19 protein-coding genes and 1 pseudogene are annotated in these 22,453 nt (G+C 58.4%); 16 read left to right on the top strand and 4 right to left on the bottom strand.

Translation table 11 applies throughout. From position 1 onward, the window contains the following. Window positions 1–229: 229 nt before the first annotated feature. Window positions 230–2,053, top strand: a complete 1,824-nt coding sequence (locus DKB71_RS16735) for an NAD(P)/FAD-dependent oxidoreductase (RefSeq protein WP_408595981.1) — start codon at window positions 230–232, stop codon at window positions 2,051–2,053. A 111-nt stretch (window positions 2,054–2,164) separates the two neighbouring features. Here DKB71_RS16735 and DKB71_RS16730 read toward each other — a convergent pair whose 3' ends face one another. After that, window positions 2,165–2,296: a hypothetical protein gene (locus DKB71_RS16730; RefSeq protein WP_408595979.1), complete on the bottom strand. Its 132-nt coding sequence runs from the start codon at window positions 2,294–2,296 to the stop codon at window positions 2,165–2,167. A gap of 105 nt (window positions 2,297–2,401) precedes the next feature. On the opposite strand from DKB71_RS16730, the gene DKB71_RS16725 reads away from it, so the two are divergent. The 9 genes and pseudogenes from DKB71_RS16725 to DKB71_RS16685 all read left to right on the top strand — a co-directional run bounded on the left by DKB71_RS16725 (window position 2,402) and on the right by DKB71_RS16685 (window position 10,920). After that, a complete protein-coding gene (locus DKB71_RS16725; RefSeq protein WP_408595977.1) occupies window positions 2,402–2,794 on the top strand; it encodes a hypothetical protein in 393 nt (130 codons plus the stop codon). 94 nt (window positions 2,795–2,888) lie between these two features. After that, a complete protein-coding gene (locus tag DKB71_RS16720) occupies window positions 2,889–3,281 on the top strand; it encodes a hypothetical protein (RefSeq protein ID WP_408595975.1) in 393 nt (130 codons plus the stop codon). A 325-nt stretch (window positions 3,282–3,606) separates the two neighbouring features. Further along, a complete protein-coding gene (locus tag DKB71_RS16715) occupies window positions 3,607–5,376 on the top strand; it encodes a copper resistance system multicopper oxidase (RefSeq protein WP_408595973.1) in 1,770 nt (589 codons plus the stop codon). A 63-nt stretch (window positions 5,377–5,439) separates the two neighbouring features. After that, window positions 5,440–6,294, top strand: coding sequence for a copper resistance protein B (locus DKB71_RS16710; RefSeq protein WP_408601110.1), 855 nt, complete (start codon window positions 5,440–5,442; stop codon window positions 6,292–6,294). 71 nt (window positions 6,295–6,365) lie between these two features. Beyond that, window positions 6,366–6,752, top strand: a complete 387-nt coding sequence (gene copC, locus DKB71_RS16705; protein ID WP_408595971.1) for a copper homeostasis periplasmic binding protein CopC — start codon at window positions 6,366–6,368, stop codon at window positions 6,750–6,752. 3 nt (window positions 6,753–6,755) lie between these two features. Further along, the gene (copD, locus tag DKB71_RS16700) at window positions 6,756–7,694 is read left to right on the top strand and encodes a copper homeostasis membrane protein CopD (RefSeq protein WP_408595969.1); all 939 of its coding nucleotides are present in this window, start codon (window positions 6,756–6,758) and stop codon (window positions 7,692–7,694) included. Window positions 7,695–7,978: 284 nt separating this feature from the next. Continuing rightward, complete coding sequence (locus DKB71_RS16695; protein WP_408595967.1) at window positions 7,979–8,671, top strand: 3-oxoacid CoA-transferase subunit A; 693 nt, start codon at window positions 7,979–7,981, stop codon at window positions 8,669–8,671. An 8-nt stretch (window positions 8,672–8,679) separates the two neighbouring features. Then, the gene (locus DKB71_RS16690; protein ID WP_274075281.1) at window positions 8,680–9,321 is read left to right on the top strand and encodes a 3-oxoacid CoA-transferase subunit B; all 642 of its coding nucleotides are present in this window, start codon (window positions 8,680–8,682) and stop codon (window positions 9,319–9,321) included. Window positions 9,322–9,566: 245 nt separating this feature from the next. Further along, window positions 9,567–10,920 (top strand): annotated as a pseudogene (locus DKB71_RS16685) (OprD family porin). Window positions 10,921–10,981: 61 nt separating this feature from the next. Here DKB71_RS16685 and salA read toward each other — a convergent pair. Together salA and DKB71_RS16675 are read right to left on the bottom strand one after the other, a co-directional pair. Next, window positions 10,982–12,265, bottom strand: coding sequence for a salicylate 1-monooxygenase (gene salA, locus DKB71_RS16680; RefSeq protein WP_408595965.1), 1,284 nt, complete (start codon window positions 12,263–12,265; stop codon window positions 10,982–10,984). Between the two features lie 167 nt (window positions 12,266–12,432). Then, window positions 12,433–13,773 carry an MFS transporter gene (locus tag DKB71_RS16675; protein WP_408595963.1) on the bottom strand — a complete coding sequence of 447 codons (1,341 nt, stop codon included), beginning with the start codon at window positions 13,771–13,773 and terminating at the stop codon, window positions 12,433–12,435. 322 nt (window positions 13,774–14,095) lie between these two features. Between DKB71_RS16675 and DKB71_RS16670 the strand changes: the two genes are divergently transcribed. The 3 genes from DKB71_RS16670 to DKB71_RS16660 all read left to right on the top strand — a co-directional run bounded on the left by DKB71_RS16670 (window position 14,096) and on the right by DKB71_RS16660 (window position 16,788). After that, on the top strand, window positions 14,096–14,998 hold the full coding sequence (locus tag DKB71_RS16670) for a LysR family transcriptional regulator (RefSeq protein WP_408595961.1): 903 nt from the start codon (window positions 14,096–14,098) through the stop codon (window positions 14,996–14,998). A 394-nt stretch (window positions 14,999–15,392) separates the two neighbouring features. Then, window positions 15,393–16,103 (top strand): hypothetical protein, encoded by a 711-nt coding sequence (locus DKB71_RS16665; RefSeq protein WP_408595959.1) that lies wholly within the window; start codon window positions 15,393–15,395, stop codon window positions 16,101–16,103. After that, the gene (locus DKB71_RS16660) at window positions 16,051–16,788 is read left to right on the top strand and encodes a Fic family protein (protein ID WP_408595957.1); all 738 of its coding nucleotides are present in this window, start codon (window positions 16,051–16,053) and stop codon (window positions 16,786–16,788) included. Before DKB71_RS16665 ends, DKB71_RS16660 begins: the two co-directional genes overlap by 53 nt. Before the next feature lie 84 nt (window positions 16,789–16,872). Here DKB71_RS16660 and DKB71_RS16655 read toward each other — a convergent pair whose 3' ends face one another. Then, window positions 16,873–17,946 carry an NAD(P)-dependent alcohol dehydrogenase gene (locus DKB71_RS16655; protein WP_408595956.1) on the bottom strand — a complete coding sequence of 358 codons (1,074 nt, stop codon included), beginning with the start codon at window positions 17,944–17,946 and terminating at the stop codon, window positions 16,873–16,875. Window positions 17,947–18,292: 346 nt separating this feature from the next. Between DKB71_RS16655 and DKB71_RS16650 the strand changes: the two genes are divergently transcribed. From DKB71_RS16650 to DKB71_RS16640, 3 genes are read left to right on the top strand one after another with little or no spacing between them, the layout of a single operon-like run. After that, the gene (locus DKB71_RS16650) at window positions 18,293–19,768 is read left to right on the top strand and encodes an APC family permease (RefSeq protein ID WP_274075298.1); all 1,476 of its coding nucleotides are present in this window, start codon (window positions 18,293–18,295) and stop codon (window positions 19,766–19,768) included. A 60-nt stretch (window positions 19,769–19,828) separates the two neighbouring features. Beyond that, window positions 19,829–21,019, top strand: a complete 1,191-nt coding sequence (locus tag DKB71_RS16645; protein ID WP_408595953.1) for an iron-containing alcohol dehydrogenase — start codon at window positions 19,829–19,831, stop codon at window positions 21,017–21,019. After that, complete coding sequence (locus DKB71_RS16640) at window positions 21,016–22,449, top strand: aldehyde dehydrogenase family protein (RefSeq protein ID WP_408595951.1); 1,434 nt, start codon at window positions 21,016–21,018, stop codon at window positions 22,447–22,449. Before DKB71_RS16645 ends, DKB71_RS16640 begins: the two co-directional genes overlap by 4 nt. Window positions 22,450–22,453: the final 4 nt, after the last annotated feature.

The raw sequence follows: 22,453 nt of genomic DNA, 5'->3' as shown, positions 1-22,453 counted from the left end.
TTACGGTCAGGACACGGGGCTGTTCGAAGCTTATATGAAAAGATCGCAACGAGCGCTTTTTGCACCGGGTGACACTCTGTCATCCGCCATTCCCAAAATCGTGACATGAATCCGCGCCACAGCCTGGGCGGTACTGCGCCAACCGCTCTGCAACGGGGCTTTCATGAAGATGGCCCGAGCCTTGCTCAAGGGCAATTGTTACCACAACAACAAGATCGGGAGAGGCTCCATGAACATCGCTGTCGAAACCCCTCTGCAAACGCCAACTGCCCAGCTCGCCGCCTGGGTCGAAAACCTCGGCGAGCGTCTCGCCCAACGTGATCTGGACGGCGCGCTGGAACTGTTTGCGCAAGAGTGTCACTGGCGTGACCTGCTGCTTTTCAGCTGGAACCTGGTGACCCTGGAAGGCCAGCCTGCCATCCGCGACATGCTCGAAACACGCCTCGACCCGACGCGTCCCGAGCAATGGAAACTCGAAGGTGAGGCGACGCTCAATAACGGTGTGCTCGAAGGCTGGATCAGTCTGGAAACCGAGGCGGCGCGAGGTAAAGGCTACGTGCGTCTGAAGGAGGGCCTGTGCTGGACGCTGCTGACGACCATGCGTGAGCTCAAGGGCTTTGAAGAACCCAGGGGCCGCCGGCGTCCAATGGGTGCCAATCATGGTCACGCCCACGCCGACAAACGCAACTGGCTGGAACGCCGACGCGATGAAGAAGCTTCGCTGGGCATCACCACCCAGCCTTACTGCCTGATCGTGGGCGGCGGCCAGGGTGGGCTGGGGCTCGCTGCGCGGCTCAAGCGAATGGGCGTGCCAACGCTGATCGTCGACAAGGCCGAGCGTCCTGGCGATCAGTGGCGCGGTCGCTACAAGTCGCTGTGCCTGCACGACCCGGTCTGGTACGACCACATGCCTTACCTGCCCTTCCCCGATCACTGGCCGGTCTTCACCCCAAAGGACCAGATTGGCGACTGGCTGGAAATGTACAGCAAAGTGATGGAGCTCAATTATTGGCCGCGTACAGAATGCGTGAGCGCCAGCTTTGACGAGCAAAGTGGCACCTGGAAGGTTGAAGTGCAGCGCGATGGCGAGCCTGTGACTTTACAGCCGACCCAGTTGATCCTCGCCACCGGCATGTCTGGCGTACCCAATGTTCCGGATTACCCGGGTGCCGAGGTTTTCAATGGCCAGCAGCATCATTCCAGCCGCCATCCCGGCGGAGATGCCTGGCGCGGCAAGCGCGCGGTGGTCATCGGTGCGAACAATTCGGCCCACGATATCTGCGCCGACCTGGTGGAGAACGGCGCCGAGGTGACCATGGTGCAACGCTCCAGTACCCACATCGTGCGTTCCGACAGCCTGATGGATCTTGTCTTCGGCGGGCTCTACTCCGAAGACGCCGTGGAAACGGGGCTGACCACGGACAAGGCCGACATGCTGTTCGCCTCTATCCCCTACAAGGTGATGCCAAGCTTTCATCAACCCATCTTTGAGGCGATCAAGGAGCGTGACAAGGACTTCTATGAGCGCCTGGCCAAGGCAGGTTTCATGCTCGATTTCGGTGACGACGAGTCTGGCCTTTTCATGAAGTATGTTCGCCGTGGTTCCGGTTACTACATCGACGTCGGCGCCAGCGAACTGATTGCCAATGGCACGATCAAGCTCAAGAGCGCGCCTGGCCTGGGTGTCGAACGCATCGAAGCCGATGCCGTCGTGCTCAACGATGGCAGCCGACTCCCGGCAGACCTGATCGTCTATGCCACGGGCTATGGCTCAATGAATGGTTGGGCGGCGAAGCTGATTTCCCAGGAAGTCGCTGACAAGGTCGGCCGCTGCTGGGGCCTGGGTTCTGGCACCACGAATGATCCTGGCCCGTACGAGGGCGAGCTGCGCAACATGTGGAAGCCAACACAGCAGGACAACCTCTGGTTCCACGGTGGCAACCTGCACCAGTCACGGCATTATTCGCTGTATCTGGCGCTGCAGTTGAAAGCGCGTTTCGAAGGCATCGACACCAACGTCTATGGACTTGCCGAGAGTCACCATACGGGCTGAGTCAAGGGGCGCCCAGCCTTGGTTGGGCGCCTCTTCACACGATTCAAGATCAATCAGAAGCTGCTTGGGCACAGCCTTGCCAAGGCATCAGACTCCACACCTCTTACGATGTCATTCACGGATTATTGAACACAGGCTGTCATCGGACTGCGCCAGGCCGTTGCGCTCTGACATGCTCAGGTGAAAGATACCCCCGCGGGCGTCATAGGCGGTCTTCGCCGACATGATTGCGTGAATTCTCATCAAAAGCCGACGCCAGGTTGAATACTTTGATATGGATCCACCTTTGCACTTCGATGTGGCGTATGTTGAAAATTCAAAACCCGCTATCGGTACCGGAGATTCTCCATGTTCTGGTTTCGCCATCGTCAACCAACGCTCATACGCCTGGCCATAGTGCTTTGGGTGCTGGCGTTTGGTCTGGCAGCGGGCCAGGGATGTCTGACGCAACCCAGCCAAAGTCCGGCTACAAGCCATGCCTCGCTGAACACCACGCAAGAACACGATAGCCAGGACGCCCGTACCTTTGGTTGCCTTCAACACTGCGCAGACACGGCGATAGCCGTGAGTCTTCTGCATCTTCTAATGTCTGTGCTGACCAGTTGGATATTTCTGTTGCTGCCCCCCGCGTTGTTGATTTTGTATCTCGCCAAACCCTCTGCTTTAGCCTTTCTTGCATTACGGCATCCTGTACCCGCCAGACCGCCCGCCCGCCTGATCTTCGTCCGTTTCAACGATTAAACCGACCTGCTTCGCGCCGATTTCCGGCGCCCTGTCTGACTGCGCCCAACCTGACGCGGCTTGGTAGCGTTGTCCTCACCCTTTGGAGATTGCCATGCATGCCTCACTGAGATTGATCCTCGTCACCTTGCTCGCGAGCAGCCCATTAATGGTCTCGGCCGCCGATGAACATCACCCGGACCAGGCGTCGCCCTCACCCGTTCAAACAAGCGAAGCGGCCATGTCCATGCAGAACAAGGCGATGACCGAGCAAATGCAAAAGATGCAGGACGCACATGACAAGGCAGCGGCAGCCAAGACGCCTGAGGAACGGCAGGCAGCCATGCAGGAGAGCATGAAGACGATGAAGGACAGCATGGCGATGATGCACAAGAACTGTCATGGCATGGACATGACAGGCAACAAGGACGGCATGGGAATGATGAACATGATGATGAAAATGATGGATCAACAGTCGAGCATGATGAAGATGCCGATGAGCAAGTGATGCGCACGAGCCCCTAGCCAATGGGACGGCGGTTTTGACCTTGGGCAATATGCCAAGGGTAAAAATCTGCCGCCCATTGAACCTGCGCGACGTATTACTGGATGCCAGCCCCTCAGTCATACAAATCCGGTTCTATCGGCACTGCTCACTCGCAGCACAGCCAAATCACAGTCGCCAACCTGACGGAAATGTAATCACGCGCCGCCTGATGATGTGACATCTTGCTCGCGAATGGAGGCTGGCAGCGACTCCAACGAACGAGGCCTGGCCGTACTGTGACAGCGGATCCGTATCTGCCTGGATTCTGACTTATTGGATACCCTCCATGCATCCCAGAACATCAAGACGCACTTTCGTAAAAGCCCTGGCGGCAGGCGGAGTACTTGCAGGCTGTGGGTTGTGGCGCAGCCCGGTGTGGGCAATTACCAGCCAAGGCCAGCCGAATGTGCTCGCCGGCACGGATTTCGACCTGTTCATTGGTGAGATGGGGGTGAATTTCACAGGCACGCCCCGCACCGCCATGACCATCAACGGCAGCCTACCCGGCCCGACATTGCGCTGGCGCGAAGGCGATACGGTGACGTTGCGGGTCAGGAACCGACTCAAGGAAGACACCTCGATCCATTGGCACGGCATCATTCTTCCGGTGAACATGGACGGTGTACCAGGCCTGAGTTTTCACGGCATCGAACCGGGCGGTCTGTACGTATACTCCTTCAAGGTCAAACAGAACGGCACCTACTGGTATCACAGCCATTCCGGGTTCCAGGAGCAGGTCGGCGTCTACGGCCCACTGGTTATCGATGCAAAGGATCCCGAACCCTTCAGCTATGACCGCGACTATGTGGTGATGCTGTCCGACTGGACGGACGAAGACCCCGAGCGGGTCATGAAAAAGCTCAAGAAACAATCCAGTTACTACAACCAGCACAAACGCACCGTTGGCGACTTCATCGATGACGTCGGCAAGAACGGTTGGTCTGCGACCCTCGCGGATCGGAAAATGTGGGCTGAAATGAAGATGAACCCCACTGATCTCGCCGACGTCAGCGGCGCCACCTACACCTACCTGCTTAACGGGCAGGCGCCCGACGGTAACTGGACTGGTATTTTCAAGCCCGGAGAACGGCTGCGCCTGCGATTCATCAATGGCTCGGCGATGAGCTATTTCGACGTGCGAATTCCCGGTTTGAAGATGACGGTCGTCGCCGCAGACGGGCAATACGTGAATCCGGTCAGCGTCGATGAGTTTCGCATCGCCGTGGCCGAAACCTTTGACGTGATCGTCGAACCCACCGAGAACGCCTACACCTTGTTCGCCCAGTCGATGGATCGCACCGGTTTCGCCAGAGGCACGCTGTCTGTACATGAAGGGCTCTCGGCGCCTGTGCCACCCCTGGATCCACGTCCGTTGATCACCATGAGCGACATGGGCATGGGTGATATGGCCGGGATGGATCACGGTGATATGACGGGCCACACCCAGGACTCGATGCAAGGCATGGAGGGTATGGATCACAGTCAGATGGCGCCCGCTGGCGGTATGCAGGGCATGACCGGCATGGACTCGCTGGAGCCGCACCCGGCCTCGGAAGCGAATAACCCACTGGTAGACATGCAAGCGATGAGCCCCACGCCGAAACTCAATGACCCCGGCATGGGCCTGAGAAACAACGGTCGCCGGGTACTCACCTACGCGGACCTGAAGAGCGCCTTCCCGGATCCCGATGGTCGGGAACCCGGCCGCACCATCACCCTGCACCTGACCGGACACATGGAGAAGTTCGCGTGGTCTTTTGACGGTGTCAAATTCGCGGATGCCCAGCCGCTTCTTCTCAAATATGGAGAACGCATCCGGCTGGTGCTGGTGAACGACACCATGATGATGCATCCCATTCATCTGCATGGCATGTGGAGTGACCTGGAGGATGAAAACGGTGACTTCATGGTTCGCAAGCACACCATCGACATGCCGCCAGGCAGCAAACGCAGCTACCGCGTGACCGCCGATGCCCTGGGGCGATGGGCGTATCACTGCCACCTGATGTACCACATGGAAATGGGCATGTTCCGCGAAGTCCGTGTGCAAGAGTAGGAGCCAGACATGAACTTCGAAAGAACCGCCAAACCGCTACTCGCCGGCCTGGTCATCCTGGGCATGGGGGGCGTGCCGCTTGCGTACGGGCAGAGCGAGCCGATGCAAGGTATGGACGGCAAGCAGATGCAGGGTATGGATCACTCCCAAATGCAGGGCATGGATGACACCCAGATGCAGGGTATGAAACCCGCCGCGCCCCAGCAAAGCCGGACACCGATCCCGGCGCTCACCGATGCCGATCGCGCGGCGGTGTTTGCAAGCCATGCCGGTCATCAGATGCACGACCGCTCGATCAACTCGTTTTTCCTGGTCGATCAATTCGAATGGCAAGACGCTGACGATGGCAGCGCACTGCGTTGGGAGGCCAACGGCTGGATTGGCCGCGACACCGATCGCCTCTGGCTGCGCACTGAAGGCGAGCGAACCAATGGCGTGACCGAAAGCGCTGAGCTCCAGGCACTCTGGGGCCACGCCGTCAGTCCCTGGTGGGAGGTGGTCAGTGGTGTGCGCCAGGACTTCAAACCTGGCGCCCCCCAGACCTGGGCGGCGCTGGGGTTGCAAGGCATGGCGCTCTACGGCTTGGAAACCCAGGCGACCGCCTATTTGGGCGAAGCCGGCCAGACCGCGCTGCGGCTCAAGGGCGACTACGACATTCTGCTGACCAACCGTTTGATTCTACAGCCCACTGCTGAAATCAACCTCTACGGTAAAAACGACGCCCAGCGAGCCACAGGTTCCGGGCTGTCGGACGCCGAGGTCGGCCTGAGGCTGCGCTATGAAATACGCCCCGAGTTTGCACCTTATATCGGTGTGACCTGGAACCGCGCCTACGGCAAAACAGCGGATTACCTCCTTGAAGAAGGCGAAGACCGCAGCGATACGCGCTTTGTCGTCGGTATGCGAATGTGGTTCTGAACCCGAGAGATTTGCTGAAGCAACTCGAACAATAATCCCCCGACCACGGCTCAGGCCGTCAGGAGCTTGGCATGTCACCCCTGAAAGCCCTCATCTCTGTTTCAGCACTCAGCGCCGGTCTGTTGTTGAGTGCGGTCACCCAAGCGCATCCAAAACTGCTGTCCTCTAACCCCAGCGACGGCGCCACGGTGACTTCACCGGCAAAAATCGAACTGAGCTTCTCGGAAAAGCTCACCACCCAATTTTCCGGTGCGAAACTGATCATGACCGAAATGCCGGGCATGTCTTCCCACTCCCCCATGGGCATCAAGGCCACTGTAGCGGGCAGCGCCGACCCGAAAATGATGGTCATCACCCCGGCAGCACCGCTTCCACCAGGCACCTACAAGGTCGAGTGGCGGGCTGTTTCTTCGGATACGCATCCGATCACAGGCGCCGTCACCTTCACAGTCAACTGATTCATGGACGACTTGATCCCTATCAGTCTTCGCTTCGCACTCTACATCGACCTGATGTTGCTCTTCGGGCTGGCACTGTTTGGCCTGTACAGCCTCAAGGGAAAGGAACGGGCGCATGGTGCCGTGTTGAACTTTGGGACGTTGCTGGTGGGCACTGCCCTATGCGGCATACTGCTATCGATGGCGGCCATGCTGCACATGGCCAAGACGATGAGCGGCATGGCCAGCGTCATGGAACTGCATCAACACATTCTGCAGATGATGCTGATGGAGACTGACGTCGGGTTGACCTGGATGGTTCGGATTGCCTCGTTGACGGTGGCGGTCCTCGCCACCGCTCTCAATCGACGAGCCCCGACATTGAGCCTCTGGCTGGTCACACTGTGCGGGGCCGTCGCCCTGGCGACGCTGGCCTGGACCGGGCATGGCGCCATGGATGAAGGCCGCCGACGCTACCTGCACCTCGCCAGCGATATTGTCCATCTTCTGGGTGCAGGCAGCTGGCTGGGCGCGCTCGCCGCCTTCGCGCTGTTATTGCGCTCAACCAACCTGACAGGCGACCGGCAGGCAAGGTTGCTGGCTCGAACACTGACGGGGTTCGAATCCGCAGGGACGCTGATCGTCGTAACCCTGGCGGTCACCGGAATCGTCAACTATCTGATGGTTGTCGGGCCAGCATTCGAGTCGTTGACATCCAGCACATACGGGGCCTTGCTGTCGTTGAAGGTAATCTTGTTTGCCGGGATGCTGGTGTTTGCGGCGGTTAACCGTTTTCACCTGAGCCCGCTGCTCGAGCGATCCCTTCAGGCAGGTGCTCAAACCGTTGCCATCAACGCCTTGCGGCGCAGCATGATGCTGGAGCTTTCGGTCGCGGTCATCATCATGGGCCTGGTCGCCTGGCTCGGCACACTCAGCCCGGAGATGGAGATGACATCTGAGTAGGCCGTGAAGGCCTTGCCAGGAGTCACCATACGGGCTGGGTCTAATGACGCCCAGCCTTGGCTGGGCGTCCTCTCCACAGTACCCTGCACGCAGATCCAACTTTCGAATGACCATTCAACGCTGTGTTCGATAATCGATTTGTGTTCGTTAATCGCACGACATCGCGTCTCGGGGCACCCTCCTCGACCCATTGTTTGGCACCCTATGCTCCATTGCATTAACCGTGATTCACGCGGTTTTCCCTTGGATCATTCTGTTCAGCCGAATAAAAACAGGAGTACGCCTTGATCAATAAAACATTTGAATCCGTCGCTGCCGCACTGGACGGCATTGCCGATGGTTCGGTCATCATGGTCGGTGGCTTCGGCACTGCCGGGATGCCGTCGCAGTTGGTAGATGGCGTGATCGCTTCGGGCGCTCGCGACCTGACCATCATCAGCAACAATGCCGGCAACGGTGAAATCGGCCTGGCCGCATTGCTCAAGGCCGGGCGCGTTGCCAAGGTGATCTGCTCGTTTCCACGCCAGTCCGATTCCTATGTTTTCGACGAACTCTACCTGGCCGCAAAGGTGCAGCTTGAGGTCGTACCGCAAGGCAACCTGGCCGAACGTATTCGTGCGGCAGGCTCTGGCATCGGTGCGTTTTATTCGCCGACCGGTTATGGCACGCTGCTGGCCGAAGGCAAGGAAACCCGGGTGATCGACGGTCGCAACTATGTGCTGGAAATGCCGTTGCACGCCGACGTTGCACTGATCAAGGCGGAAAAAGGCGATCGCTGGGGCAATCTCACCTATCGCAAGGCTGCGCGTAATTTTGGACCGATCATGGCCATGGCAGCGAAAAACACTATCGCCCAGGTCAATCAGATCGTCGAGTTGGGAGAGCTGGACCCGGAACACATCATCACCCCGGGGATCTTCGTCCAGCGCGTGGTCGCCGTGCCGCGCGCCACTTACTCGAACGCCAACGTCAACTGAGGCCCGCCATGACTGTCATGAAAAAACTATCGCGTAGCGAAATGGCCCAACGTGTGGCCGACGATATCCTTGAAGGTTCCTACGTGAACCTGGGCATTGGCGTACCCACGCTGGTGGCCAACTACCTGGGTGACAAGGAAGTGTTCCTGCACAGTGAAAACGGTGTACTGGGCATGGGCCCAAGCCCTGCACCGGGTGAGGAAGACGATGACCTGATCAACGCGGGCAAACAGCACGTGACGCTGCTGGCCGGTGGCGCCTATTTTCACCACGCCGATTCGTTCTCGATGATGCGCGGTGGGCACATCGATATTGCCGTGCTGGGCGCCTTCCAGGTCGCGGTCAACGGTGACCTCGCCAACTGGCACACCGGCGCCGAAGGTTCCATCCCGGCCGTGGGTGGCGCGATGGACCTGGCGACAGGCGCACGCCAGGTGTTCGTCATGATGGATCACCTGACCAAGACCGGCGAAAGCAAATTGGTGCCGCAATGCACCTACCCCCTGACCGGCATTGGCTGCGTGACGCGGATTTATACCGACCTGGCTATTCTGGACGTCACTTCAGACGGCTTGAAGGTCCGGGAGATTGTTGCCGATATCAGCTTTGAAGACTTGCAAACGCTCAGTGGCGTGCCGTTGATTCGATAACAGATCGATTGCGCCGTTTGCAACGGCGCAACTTTCCAGCGGTCGTGGTTGCGAAGCGCTAGCCGGCGAATCATTGCCAATGCGCGCGCAGCAATGCAAAAAACCGCACGTCTATCCAATTCTCCCTTTCCAAAATGCGCGACCATCTCTTCGACTTCCGTGAGGCGATGGACATGCAAGCGATGAATACAACACAGGCTAAAATGAGTGGGTCGCGCCGCCAACCCCAGCCAGTGAGCTGACCCATGCTGGTTGCATCGAAAGCCCTGTTTGCCGCTCAAGAGCTGCGAGTCGCTTGCGCGCTTGTTCTGGTCACCTGCACCCCCAGTGGAACAGCCTTGGCGTCGCAAGCGGCGCAACCGTCACAAGGGTTTCAAGAAGGCTCTTCACTTGAAGTGCTCAGTCGAAACTTTTACTTGAGCAATGACTATCGCTCACCTTCGCCTTCAGGCAAAAACTACACCCAGGAATGGGCCCAAGGGTTCATTACGTCGTTCGAGTCCGGATTTACCTCCGGTGCGATTGGTTTTGGCATCGATGCCCATGGGTTTCTCGGATTGAAGCTCGACGGTGGCAAGGGGCATTCCGGGACGGGATTACTGCCACTCGACCAAGAGGGACGTAGCGAAGACGATTATTCCAGTGGTGGCGGCGCCCTCAAGCTGCGCACCTCTCGCACCACCTTGTCGTTCGGTGAAATGACCGTGGAAACGCCGGTATTCGACACGGCGGACAAGCGCCTGCAACCCGAGTACGCCACCGGCCTGCTATTGGATAGCCGGGAAATCGATGACATGCACTTGCTGGCAGGTCACTTCACGGCTTTCAAGAACCAGGACGCATCGACCAGTAAAGGCGATTTCGCAGGTTACGGTGTGAGTACCCGAACGGGCGGCATCGATTTCATTGGCGCCAACCTGTTTGAAGAACGCCCGATAGGGGGTGCGCTTTATGTCTCACAGCTGAGTGACACCTGGCACCAATACTATGGCAACTTGCACCTGAAGCAGTCCGGCGTATTCGTCGACGGCAACGTTTACCACACCAGGGATTATGGCGAGTCGGTGGCCGGTGCCATTGATAACACTGCCTACAGCCTGGCTGGCAAATACACCGCCGCAGGCCATGGTTTCACCCTCGCCTACCAAAAGATCAACGGCGACACACCGTTCGATTTTGTCGGCGGCGACTCCATCTACCTTGCCAATTCGATCAAGTATGCCGACTTCAATGGCCCCCATGAACGTTCCTGGCAGGCCCGTTATGACCTCGACCTGGGCAGCTACGGCATACCTGGATTGAAATTCATGACGCGTTATGTCAACGGGCGCGGTATCGACGGAACCCACGCGCCCCAAGGCGGGAGGCTATAACCCTTTCGACGAATCGACTGGAGAGTACGTTCCTCAACAAGGCGATGGTGGACGACACTGGGAGCGCGATATCGATCTTCGGTATGTGCTGCAGTCAGGGCCGGCCAAGGACTTGTCTGTGCAGCTGTCCCACGTGGTCCATCGGGCAAACAGCGCCCAAGGCGGCGGTGACATCGACAGGCTCTACATTGTGATCGAATACCCGCTCAGGTTTGAGCGGTTTTAAACAGCTCAGGGACAACCTGTGGTTCCGTTCAGTCGTCCGTTTGCATCCACGTCTCAACTCATCAGGCGACTGCTCGCCAACCTAATTGGGCACGCGCCTCTTGCAGGTCGGCCTGCATGTCGTGGTTCCACAGCCAGTCGAACCGCTGGGCGAGGGTCTTGCCCAGCAGTTGTTCGTCGTTGGCTACCGCCGGGTCACGCAGTTCATACAGCTCCCCCGCTTCCCAGGAGGTGCGCTGCACGCGGCAGGCACGGGGACGACGGATGGCGTCGTAAGCCGCGAGCACCGCTTGTGGCTGGCTGTCCAGAACCTGCGGATCGGCCAGCAGCCTCGCCAGCAGCCAGGCGTCTTCCAGGCCCTGGCCAGCGCCAGCGCCCTGGTGCGGCAACATAGCGTGCGCGGCATCGCCGATCAGCCCTACGCGGTCGTGCACGTAGCAAGGCAACTCGTCGAGTTCATGCAGCGCCCAGAGGGTCGGTGCCGGAATGCATTCGAGCAGCACCCGGGCAGCATCTCCCCAGTGATTGAAGGCAGAGAGCATTTCTTCCTGGCTGGCATTGCGCACCCAAGGAGCATCGCTTGGCCAGGTCGGATCAGGGTGGCTGCGATCGGAGATGAAGGCCACGACATTGATAAGGCGGCCTTGTTTGACCGGGAATGTGAGGATATGGGCATCCAGTCCCAGATACATCTGCGGGACATCGATCAAGTGCTCATCGACCCCGCGAGCCCGGTACGCTGCACGCAGCTGTTCGCTGTCGATCATCCCGCGGTAGGCGCAGGTACCGCTGAAACGCGGTGCCACCAGCGGTTGGCCAAGACCGTTGAGCACATGATCGCGAATGGAAGACTTGATGCCGTCTGCGGCGATCAACAGGTCGCAGCGATGCTCGGTGCCGTCGGTGAACAGTACGCGAGCCTGGTCGCCATCCTGCTCCACGCTGACGGCACGCTTGCCGAACCGGGCGATGCCTTCGGGCAATTGGCTGGCCAGCGCGTCGAGGAAGTCGGCACGGTGTACCGACGACTGCCCTACCCCTTCAGCCAGGCTGGCGCCCAGATAACCGGCATCTTCACCCCGACGCCATTCGAACCAGATGTCCTGCCAAGGGTCCTGGGTCTGGTCGGCAATCTTGCGGTAGGGTTCGGCAATACCCAGGCCCGCGATGGCGCGCACGGCATTGGCGCCGAATGAAACACCTGCCCCCACCTCGCCAAAGGCAGGCGCCGATTCGAACAACTGCACGCTCAGGTGGGAATGACGGCACAGGTCCAGGGCCAGGGCCACGCCGGCAATACCGCCGCCAACAATGCCGATTTGCAGTTTGGATTGAGAAGTACGCATAGCAAGTTACCCATGAGGCTGATTGTTATTGGTGTAGCCAGATCATCGCTATCCGAGCGCTATTGATAAATACCGCAACTGCCATACATTTCATCACGGGTATGAATATTCCTTTTGTACACGAGCAGGCATTGGCCAGTGCGCCCCTCCGTGGGCTCTGGCCTTCGTTACTGCGACACGGTTTGCCGGGATGAATCCGCCTGACGGCTTGAAGCGGTCTGCATGAGAAAGACCAAAATAGCGATCGCGCCTATGAGTCCTGGTACGGCAAAGATGAGGAAGCTCGCCTGCAGCGGCAGTGACGAGGCGTGCAGCGCGCCGCCCAGCAAGGGACCGATGATGGCGCCGGTGCGCCCGATGCCCATCGCCCATCCCAGCCCCGTAGAGCGTATGTGTGCGGGGTAATACTGCACCGTGCAGGCGTTGGCCAGGATCTGCGTGCCAATGGTGCACGCCCCGGCGATGGCAATGAGCAGATAAAGCACCGGTAACGGCGCCTTGAGCGCCAACAGGCTCAGGGCCAAGGCGCCACAGGTGAAGAAGGCGAACAGGACCTTGGCAATGCCAATCCGGTCCCCCAGCCATCCGCCAGCGACCGCGCCGATGATCGCACCGAGGTTCAGTACCAGCAGGAACGCCAGGCTGGAGTTCAGTCCATAGCCTGCGGCAGTCATGAGTTTGGGCAGCCACGAGCTCAGTGCATACACCATCAGCAGGCAACAGAAAAACGCCAGCCACAGCATGAAGGTGTTCACCTTACGCCCGTCCTGGAACAGCTGCGCAATCGACACACTCGTGCCTTTGGCGACCCTCTGGGTCAACTGGTCACTGGCGCCTGGTTGATAAGACGGCGCGGCTTGTGCCAGCAGGTGTTGCGCCTTGACGGTCTGTCCGGTGCGCAGCAGGAAATCCATCGACTCGGGCAATTGGCGTATCAGCAACGGCAAGGCCAACAGCGGAATCAGCGCGACATAGAACACGGCCTGCCATCCCCACTGCGGGATCAGCACCATGCCCAGGCTCGCCGAGAGCATTCCGCCAAACGAGTAACCACTGAACATGATTGCGACCAGGGTGCTGCGCGATTTCTTCGGCGCGTACTCGTTCATCAACGCCACGACGTTGGGCATCACCCCGCCGATGCCCAGGCCGGCGATGAACCGGCATATCGCAAACGCCTCGGGGCTCTGGGCCAGGGCATTGATGGCCGTGACCCCGCTGAAGATGGCGACGCACATCATGATGGTTTTGCGTCGGCCTATCCGATCCGACAACGAACCGAAGAACAACGCCCCCAGCATCATGCCCACCAGCGCGCAACTGCCCAGCGCCCCAGCCTGCAATGAACTGAGGCCCCACTCGGCCATCAATGAGGGCAGCACGACCCCATAGATGACCAGATCGTAACCGTCGAAAATGATGATCAGCGCGCACCAGAACAGCACGCGCGCATGGAAGGTATTGAAACGTGCCCCGTCAATCAGGGCCGATACATCTATCGTACGCATGGCATCGCTCTTCTTGTCATTGTTATAGAGCCGGAGGATCTGTCGCCTCCGGGAATAGCGCGGTGCCCAGAACGTGCAAAATTGGGCATGGAGTCGATCATGGGCAAACCATCAACCCTGATAAATGCAGCCAGGCGAATACGCAGTATTTCGAACGTGAATAAAGATCGAAGGAGAGCAAAGTCCCATCGATCCCACGATGGACGCGACGGTCTGGCACTTGTTAGGCTTTGGCGCTTGCAGCGGTGATTTCAGAGCGGTGCAGAGCCATCCACGGGCGAAAATCTTTGCCCACATGAGCGCGCAATCTGCATGAGGCGATATGGAATTACGTGAAATTGATCTCAACCTTCTGCTGGTCTTCAACCAACTGCTGATCGATCGCCGGGTATCGACGGCGGCGGATCATCTCGACCTGACCCAGCCCGCTGTCAGCAACGCGCTCAAGCGACTGCGTATCACCTTGAACGACGAACTGTTCGTTCGGACCTATCAAGGCATGGAGCCCACCCCCTACGCCCAGCAGCTGGCTGAACCGGTCGCCATGGCCATTCAGACCTTGCGTGATGCGCTTAACCGCCAGGACACCTTCGACCCGCTCAACGGCAATCGCCGCTTTACCATGGCGATGACCGACATTGGCGAAATCTACTTCATGCCGCGGCTGATGGACGCCCTGGCTGAACGTGCCTCGGGTTGCTCGATCAGTACCCTGCGCAACACCTCCGATACCCTGGCCGAAGGCTTGCAGAACGGGGCGATCGACCTCGCCGTCGGATTACTGCCGCACCTGCAGGCCGGATTTTTCCAGCAGCGCCTGTTTCACCATCGTTATGTCTGCATGTGCCGCAAGGACCACCCCGCTACCCGGGAACCGCTGACCCTGGAGCGTTATTGCAGTTATGACCACGTTCGCGTCGTAGCGGCGAACACCGGGCACGGCGAAGTCGATACGTTCCTGGCGCGGGCCGGCATCGAGCGAAATATACGCCTGGAGGTCCCCCATTTCGTCGCAGTAGGCCACATCCTGCAACGCACCGACTTGATGGCAACGGTGCCTGAACGATTCGCCAGCAGTTGCGAACATCCCTTCGGGCTCACGGTGCTGCCGACGCCGGTAGAACTGCCCAACATCGAAATCAACCTGTTCTGGCATGCACGCTATAACAAGGATCCCGCCAATCGCTGGCTGCGTCAGCTGATGTTCGAGTTGTTTTCCGATTAGGCACCTAGATGCGAGGAGCTCTGACGCCAACAGAAATGTCGTGCCTTATGACCGTATAGTATTTGTTGAATAGCGGACTGTCTGCGTTTGGGCGATCTCAATCCAGTAAAACACTAGGGATGCGCTCGGCCCGTCTGGAGGATTGGTCTAGTTTGAGTGGTAGAGGAACTTCGATGCGTGTCGTGGACGTCGACGGATTGCTCACTGCTACGAAAAGTAAACATACAATAATTTCCATTATTTAAGTTTAAACACCATCCATTGAATAAATTTCAAGTAAATTTTATAGGTCAAGCGGAATTAGCACAAAGCTCCAGCAAAATCAAATACAACTTGAAACCAATAGAACTTTATAATAAAATAGATCTCATATTGCCATCCTTGGAGAAGCACCATGGAGACAAAAGAGAAAATCCTACATAAAATTCAACGAACACAGAAGTGCATAATTCTTCGTTGCGAATTCGACAAATTTGGCGGACGCACACAAGTTACAGAAGCCTTAAGAAATCTGGTAACCAGCGGCTATTTAGACAGGGTTGGCAAAGGTATTTACGAGAAAACAACTCATTCGCCCCCTGACTCATCCAGTGATTATATATTGATTCTGGTCGAATCGTTATTCAAAAGGCTTGGCGAGCCCCTTTGGAAAGCTGAAATTGAAAAGCGCAACAACGATACAGTCTGTGTTGTTTATACCAAAAACACTCGTATCTCACGAAAACTAATACTCCATGGCATACCCATTTGTTACGCCCACAGTAGACATTTGCAAACTCACCATCACAAGGATGAATGGAAATTACCTGTTGATGTTGATGACCTTCCAAAGTCAGATGTGCGCAACTACATTGAGCGATTGGCTGAGCACTACAATATAAAACACCAGAGAACTGGACTCGATGAATTTGCTGAGGCCGTCACGAGAATGGCTGGCGATGACATAAGGCTTGACGCAACTGAAAAACTTCTGGTTACGCTAAAGAAAAAAAACCTGATCAACGCAAAGCAACTAGCCCGACTGCTGAGCAATTATTTAAAGGATGCAAGTAATGTTCGACCCATTCGGGGACTTCGAGACCCGCGGTTATCTGCGCAACATTGAGCGCATAAAAGATCTGGATATATTGAAGCGACTGGAACATGTTTTCTTTGAATCCAATATCGAGAAGGCCTTGCGCTATCTTTTTAATGTGAAAGGCCATATCCGCTATGAGGACTTTCTCAGTGTACACAAAATATTATTCGAAGAATTCTACCCTTGGGCGGGACAGGACAGGCATACGCTTAATGTGGCGCGACTAGTGAGCAAAGGAGGCGCTATACAATTTGAAGCTTCTGAGTTGTGCCGGCGTGCGGTCGAGTGGGGATTAGAAATGGGAAATGATATTCATATCATCCGTGCTCGTCCCGGTGAGATAATGGGGGCATTCGCTTGGGGGCACCCCTTTCTGGATGGTAATGGTCGAACCATGCTTTTGATTCACAGCGAACTGTGTCGTCGAGCAGGTTTCTCAATCGACTGGGTTAACTCCAACAAATCCAGCTATCTAACTGCGCTAACGTATGAGTTGGACAATCCCGCAGGGAAACATCTCGATAGCTATTTGATTCCGCTCATATGCCAAACAGCCTCGCACGATGATCTGCTCAATCGACTGCTGGACATGCCCGGACTGGACGGACAAGGAAACAATAGCGCTGCGGACATTTCTTATAAAGCTGATGATCAGGCAGCAATTATGGCCTATGAAGAAGCTAAGCGCTCGCGAGGGGAGTATACCAATTAATCGGTATGCTCAATGCTGCAGACCGTCATCTGGCTGCGGCTTTTATCTAACCAAAACGCGGAAGCGATTCTCCAGCAATCGGCTCTACGGAGTAATCGCCACCTTCATCACCCCATCCCTCTGATGAGCAAACAACTCATACGCCGCTTCAATGTCATCCAGCTTGTACCGATGGGTCACCAGTGGCGATAGATCCACCCCGCCACTTTCCACCACCGCCATCAAGCGCCGCATGCGTTCTTTGCCGCCGGGGCACAAGGTCGTGATGATGCTGTAGTCGCCCAGACCGGCAGCGAAAGCGTCCAGCGGAATGCGCAGGTCGCTGGAGTAAACCCCCAGGCTGGAAAGCCGACCACCCGGACGCAAAACCCGCAGTGCCGACTCAAACGTACCCTGGGTGCCCAATGCCTCGATGGAGACATCGACACCACGCCCATCGGTCAGGGCCATGATCTGTTCAACCACATCGCCGTCCTTGAAATTGACCACATGGGTTGCACCCAGTTGTTTGGCGACGGTCATGCGTTCGGCGACCGCATCGACGCCGATGATTGTGGTCGCGCCTTTAAGGCGTGCGCCGGCCACCGCGCAGAGCCCGATAGGCCCCAGCGCGAACACCGCGACAGTATCGCCAATTTCCACCCCGCCTCGCTCGGCCCCGGAAAAGCCGGTGGACATGATGTCCGGGCACATCAGCACCTGTTCGTCGCTGAGGCCGTCCGGTATCGGGCACAGATTGGCCAACGCATCCGGCACCAATACGTATTCAGCCTGGCAACCATCGATGATATTGCCGAACTTCCAGCCACCGGTGGCCCGAAAGCCGTGACGGGTGTCCGGGCCATCCTGTGAACCGCAGCCGCACAGGCAGGCGTAACTTTGCCCGCTGGGGGTGATTGCGCCCGCGATCACTCGCTGGCCTTCGGCAAAACCGCGCACCTGCGAGCCCAGTCGTTCGATGACGCCGACTGGCTCGTGGCCCACTGTCAGGCCTTTGGCGACAGGGTATTCGCCACGCAGGATATGCACGTCGGTGCCGCAGATCGTGGTGGTGGTTATGCGAACCAGGGCATCGAGCGGGCCGACTTCGGGGATGGGTTTGTCCTCGAGCACAATCCGGTTTTTCTCGACGAATACTGCGGCTTTCATGGTGGCCATGGTGATCCCTCCTGATCAGTGCTGCGATTGAGTTCAGCACGAAATCGCGAGGCTGACGGATTGCCGGATCAAAGGTTGATCACGTGCTGTATGCCCTCAGCTACACCGCGTTATCGTTCATCGCGGGCAAGCCACGCTCCTACAGGGGAGGCGCAGAGGTATCGGAATGGCTTTCCAATACATCAATAAATCCAGATGTCAGCCTCAATACATATGAATTTTCTTTGATGTTTCCCCGCTTTAAGCTCCTTGTCACTCCTTTCCCGAAGGAGCTCGATTCGTCGGTACGCCTGGACGAACAAGGCGATCCTAAAAATAAATGTGTCTGCCGACTCAAGGAATTCCTATGTCATCTACACGGCAAAGCGCCGATGAACACCTGCTGCACAGCCAGGGCTATGCCCAGGAGCTGCATCGGGGGCTGTCTCTGTGGTCATCATTTTCGGTCGGCTTCGCCACGGTTTCACCCGTGGTCGGGATCTATTCGGTCATGTCGCTGGGTGCCATGAGTGTCGGGCCCTCATGGGTCTGGATCGTGCCGTTGTGCCTGGCGTTGCAATTGCTGGTGGCCCTGGTCTATGCCGAGCTGGCCTCGCAGTACCCGCTTGCCGGCGGTTGCTACCAATGGGTCAAGCGCCTGGCGGGCGATCGCTGGGCGTGGTTTACCGGCTTCATGTACCTGGCATCCGCACTGGCCTCGTTAACCACCGTGGCCTATTTGGGCGGGTTCTGGCTGTGGCTGTTTTTCACAGGCTTACCGCCTTCCGCCAACGCCCAGGTGTTCAGTGGTGCAGTGTTGTTGCTGCTGGGTCTTGGGGTGAATCTGTTCGGGATCAACCCGCTCAAGTATTTCGTCAATGCCGGCATCATCGCCGAGGCGATTGCCTCCATTGGCATCGGCGTATTGTTGCTGCTGTTCTTCCGCAACCATTCGTTGTCGCTGGTGTTTGAAGGCCTGACGTCTACGCAGGGTTCCGACGGTTCCTACCTGTCGGGCTTCCTGACAGCCATGGCCGTGGGTGGATGGGCGTTCCTCGGTTTTGATGCCTGCTCGCAAGTGTCCGAGGAAACCGCCGACGCCCGCACATCGACCCCACGGGCCATCTTGCGCTCGATGATTCTGGTCGGGCTGACCGTGATGCTGACTGCGTTCGCCGTCACCCTGTCCTACACCGACACGGCGGCGATGGTGTCCGGCCAGGTCGTCGACCCGGTCACGCCTGCTGTCGTCGATGCCTTTGGCGCCTGGTCGGAACGGCCGTTCGTGGGCATCGTGCTGGTCGCGTTCATCGCCTGCGTCGTCTCTGTGCAGACCTACATCGGCCGCGCCGTATTTGGCATGGCACGGGACTCGATCCTGCCCGCATCAAAGCTGTTGCGCCGCGTGGACAAGCGCAAAGTGCCCTTTGCCGCCATGCTGTTCAGCACGCTGTTTGCCAGCTTCGGCCTGGCCCTGGGCTTGAACGCAACGGCCGTCGGCACCCTGATCGCGTTTGGCAGCGGCGGTTTCTTCGTGGTGTTCCTGATCGTGGTCACCTGCGCCCTGCTCGCTCGCCTGAGCGGTAAATGGAAAGCCGAGCCTGGCGTGTTCAGCCTCGGCCGCTGGGGTGTGCCAATCAACCTCGCCGCGTTTTTCTGGCTGGTGTTCGAAAGCATTAACGTGGCCTGGCCACGGGAATCCCTCGCCCCACCCGGTGCGCCATGGTTTCAGGTGTGGGCGGTGATCCTGGTGTTCTCGATCCTGGCGGTACTGGGCCTGATCTACATGGTCTACGCCAAACCCTATCAACGCACCGTCAGCCCCCACCTGCACGTTCAATAACGCCCTTGTCTTGCCAAGCAAGGCGCACCCACCCTGCGCCTTGCCGATCTGGAGTTTCAGATGTCCCTTCACTATTGGAATTACCCCACGGATATTTTCTGCGGACCGAGTGCGCTCGATGCATTGGCAGAGCGCTGCACCTTGCTGGGCATGCGCAATCCCTTGCTGGTCACCGACCCTGGCATGTTGTCCCTGGAACCCTTGGTGCTGCTCAAGGCTCACCTGACCCAGGCCGATATACCGTTCAGCGTGTTCAGCGAAGTCGCCAGCAACCCGAGCATGGCGGACGTGGCCCAAGGCGTTGCTGCGTTCAAGGCCGGCAAGCATGACTCACTGATCGCCCTGGGCGGCGGTAGCGCGATGGATGCCGCCAAGGGCATCAGCCTGGCGGCCGTCGACGGGCAAGGACTGCAACGGTTCGAATGGTCGCAGGTCATTGCCAACTATCCGACACTGGCGGACTTTCCGCGCCTGGGGTTGCCACCTTTGATTGCCTTGCCGACCACTGCTGGCACGGGTTCGGAACTCGGCCGCGAAGCCGTGTTGACCCAGAGCGAAGAGAACGTCAAACGGGTGATCAGCCACCCGGAACTGCTCCCGGCCACCGTGATCCTCGATCCGATTCTGACCCGAGGCCTGCCGCCCACCCTGACGGCGGCCACGGGCATGGACGCTTTGACCCATCACATTGAAGCCTTTTGCTCGCCCCTGTATCACCCGATGTCTTCTGGCGTTGCGGTGGAGGGCATTCGCCTGATCCAGCAGCACTTGATCAATGCCCATGCCGATGGCCAGGACATGGTCGCGCGCGAAGGCATGCTCGTGGCTTCCGCCATGGCTGCCGTGGCCTTTCAGAAAGGCCTGGGCGGTGTGCACGCCCTCGCCCATCCACTGGGCGCCCGCTATCACAAGCACCACGGCTTGTTGAACGCGATCCTCCTGCCCTATGTGCTGATGGCCAACCGGGAAACGATTGCCCCGGACATCGCGCGCCTGGCGCGCTACCTGGAGTTGCCACAAGCGGATTTCGACGGCTTTCTCGATTGGGTGCTGGACCTGCGCAAACGCCTCGGCATTCCTCACTCATTGGCTGAAATCGGTCTTGATGCCGACGCCGCGTCCTGGGTGGGAGAACAGGCGCTGGCCGACATTTCTTCATCGGACACCAATGCCTGCGTCCTCAGTGCTGACGACTACAGCCAGATTTTCCGCAACGCTGTACAGGGCGTGCTTCAGGGAGTACGACCATGACCGCCGCCCATTACATCGACGGCCGTTGGATGGCCGGTGAGGGTTTCGACTGCATCACCGTCTTCGACCCGGCACTGGGCCAACCCTTTGCCGAGCTGACTGCAGCGAGTGCCGCGCAAGTCGATCAAGCCATTGCCGCCGCGCGCCAGGCACTCCCCGGCTGGCGCAACCTCAGTGGCTCGCAGCGCGCAGCTTATTTGAATGGTTTTGCCGAACAGATCGAAACGCGCCGCGAAGCACTGATCGCGCTGCAGATGCAGAACAACGGTAAACCCCGCCATGAAGCGGTGGTGGACATCGACGATGCCGTTGCTACGTTTCACTATTACGCAGGCTTGGCTGAAGGACTCGATGCCCGGCAGGACCGTGATGTGCCGCTGGCCGTACCGGGTTTCAATGCCTACACGCGCCTTGAGCCGGTGGGTGTGGTGGGCTTGATCGTGCCGTGGAACTTCCCGTTGGTCACCAGTGCCTGGAAGCTCGCACCGGCACTGGCCGCCGGTTGCACGGTGGTGCTCAAGCCGTCGGAGATCACGCCGTTGATCGAGCAGGCCTACGGCCACATAGCCGACGCGCTGGGCCTGCCCGCGGGCGTGCTGAACATCGTCGGCGGTAAAGCCGAAGTCGGCGCAGCGCTGAGCAACCATGCCGGTCTCGACAAGCTGTCGTTCACCGGCAGCAACGCCGTCGGCAGCCAGGTCATGCGCAGCTCCGCTGCCCATTGCCGCCCTCTGACGCTTGAGCTGGGTGGCAAGTCCGCGATTGTCGTTTTCGACGATTGCGACCTCGATCAGGCCGTTGAATGGATCGTCGCCGGTATCTGCTGGAATGCCGGGCAAATGTGCTCGGCGACCTCCCGTCTGCTCGTCCAGGACAGCATCGCCGATGCACTGATACTGCGCCTGAAGAGCGCATTCGAAACACTGCGGGTCGGCAATCCGCTGAACGGCGAAGTCGACATGGGCCCACTCACCAGTCAGGCGCAATGGTCCAAAGTGTCGGAATACTTTGCTATCGCTCGCAGCGAAGGCTTGCACTGCGTGACCGGCGGCGACGTGCAGCGTGACCCGGGCTGGTTCGTCAACCCGACCCTCTATGCGGACGTGCCGGTGACCAGCCGCTTGTGGACCGAAGAGATTTTCGGCCCGGTGTTGTGTACCCGTCGCTTCTCAACGGAGCAAGAAGCACTGGCAGTGGCCAACGACAGCCGCTTTGGCCTGGTGGCTACCGTCATCAGCGCCGATCTGGTTCGCGCCGAACGGGTCGCCCAGGCGCTGGAAGTCGGCCACGTCTGGATCAACTCGATCCAGGCGGTGTTCGTCGAGACGTCCTGGGGCGGCACCAAGGGCAGCGGCATCGGTCGTGAGCTGGGCCCGTGGGGCCTGGCCGCCTATCAGTCGGTCAAACACATCACCCGCTGTCTTGGCTGACAGG

The organism is Pseudomonas sp. PLMAX (genome assembly GCF_046042685.1).
Classification (GTDB): domain Bacteria; phylum Pseudomonadota; class Gammaproteobacteria; order Pseudomonadales; family Pseudomonadaceae; genus Aquipseudomonas; species Aquipseudomonas putida_AE.
The sequence above is the reverse complement of the archived record's forward strand: the minus strand, read 5'-3'. Positions and strand labels throughout refer to the sequence as shown.

Coding starts and splice junctions, on each gene's coding strand:
- DKB71_RS16735 (WP_408595981.1), top strand. CDS start 230: ATGAACATCGCTGTCGAAACCCCTCTGCAAACGCCAACTGCCCAGCTC.
- DKB71_RS16730 (WP_408595979.1), bottom strand. CDS start 2,296: ATGAGAATTCACGCAATCATGTCGGCGAAGACCGCCTATGACGCCCGC.
- DKB71_RS16725 (WP_408595977.1), top strand. CDS start 2,402: ATGTTCTGGTTTCGCCATCGTCAACCAACGCTCATACGCCTGGCCATA.
- DKB71_RS16720 (WP_408595975.1), top strand. CDS start 2,889: ATGCATGCCTCACTGAGATTGATCCTCGTCACCTTGCTCGCGAGCAGC.
- DKB71_RS16715 (WP_408595973.1), top strand. CDS start 3,607: ATGCATCCCAGAACATCAAGACGCACTTTCGTAAAAGCCCTGGCGGCA.
- DKB71_RS16710 (WP_408601110.1), top strand. CDS start 5,440: ATGGGGGGCGTGCCGCTTGCGTACGGGCAGAGCGAGCCGATGCAAGGT.
- copC (WP_408595971.1), top strand. CDS start 6,366: ATGTCACCCCTGAAAGCCCTCATCTCTGTTTCAGCACTCAGCGCCGGT.
- copD (WP_408595969.1), top strand. CDS start 6,756: ATGGACGACTTGATCCCTATCAGTCTTCGCTTCGCACTCTACATCGAC.
- DKB71_RS16690 (WP_274075281.1), top strand. CDS start 8,680: ATGACTGTCATGAAAAAACTATCGCGTAGCGAAATGGCCCAACGTGTG.
- salA (WP_408595965.1), bottom strand. CDS start 12,265: ATGCGTACTTCTCAATCCAAACTGCAAATCGGCATTGTTGGCGGCGGT.
- DKB71_RS16675 (WP_408595963.1), bottom strand. CDS start 13,773: ATGCGTACGATAGATGTATCGGCCCTGATTGACGGGGCACGTTTCAAT.
- DKB71_RS16670 (WP_408595961.1), top strand. CDS start 14,096: ATGGAATTACGTGAAATTGATCTCAACCTTCTGCTGGTCTTCAACCAA.
- DKB71_RS16665 (WP_408595959.1), top strand. CDS start 15,393: ATGGAGACAAAAGAGAAAATCCTACATAAAATTCAACGAACACAGAAG.
- DKB71_RS16660 (WP_408595957.1), top strand. CDS start 16,051: ATGTTCGACCCATTCGGGGACTTCGAGACCCGCGGTTATCTGCGCAAC.
- DKB71_RS16655 (WP_408595956.1), bottom strand. CDS start 17,946: ATGGCCACCATGAAAGCCGCAGTATTCGTCGAGAAAAACCGGATTGTG.
- DKB71_RS16650 (WP_274075298.1), top strand. CDS start 18,293: ATGTCATCTACACGGCAAAGCGCCGATGAACACCTGCTGCACAGCCAG.
- DKB71_RS16645 (WP_408595953.1), top strand. CDS start 19,829: ATGTCCCTTCACTATTGGAATTACCCCACGGATATTTTCTGCGGACCG.
- DKB71_RS16640 (WP_408595951.1), top strand. CDS start 21,016: ATGACCGCCGCCCATTACATCGACGGCCGTTGGATGGCCGGTGAGGGT.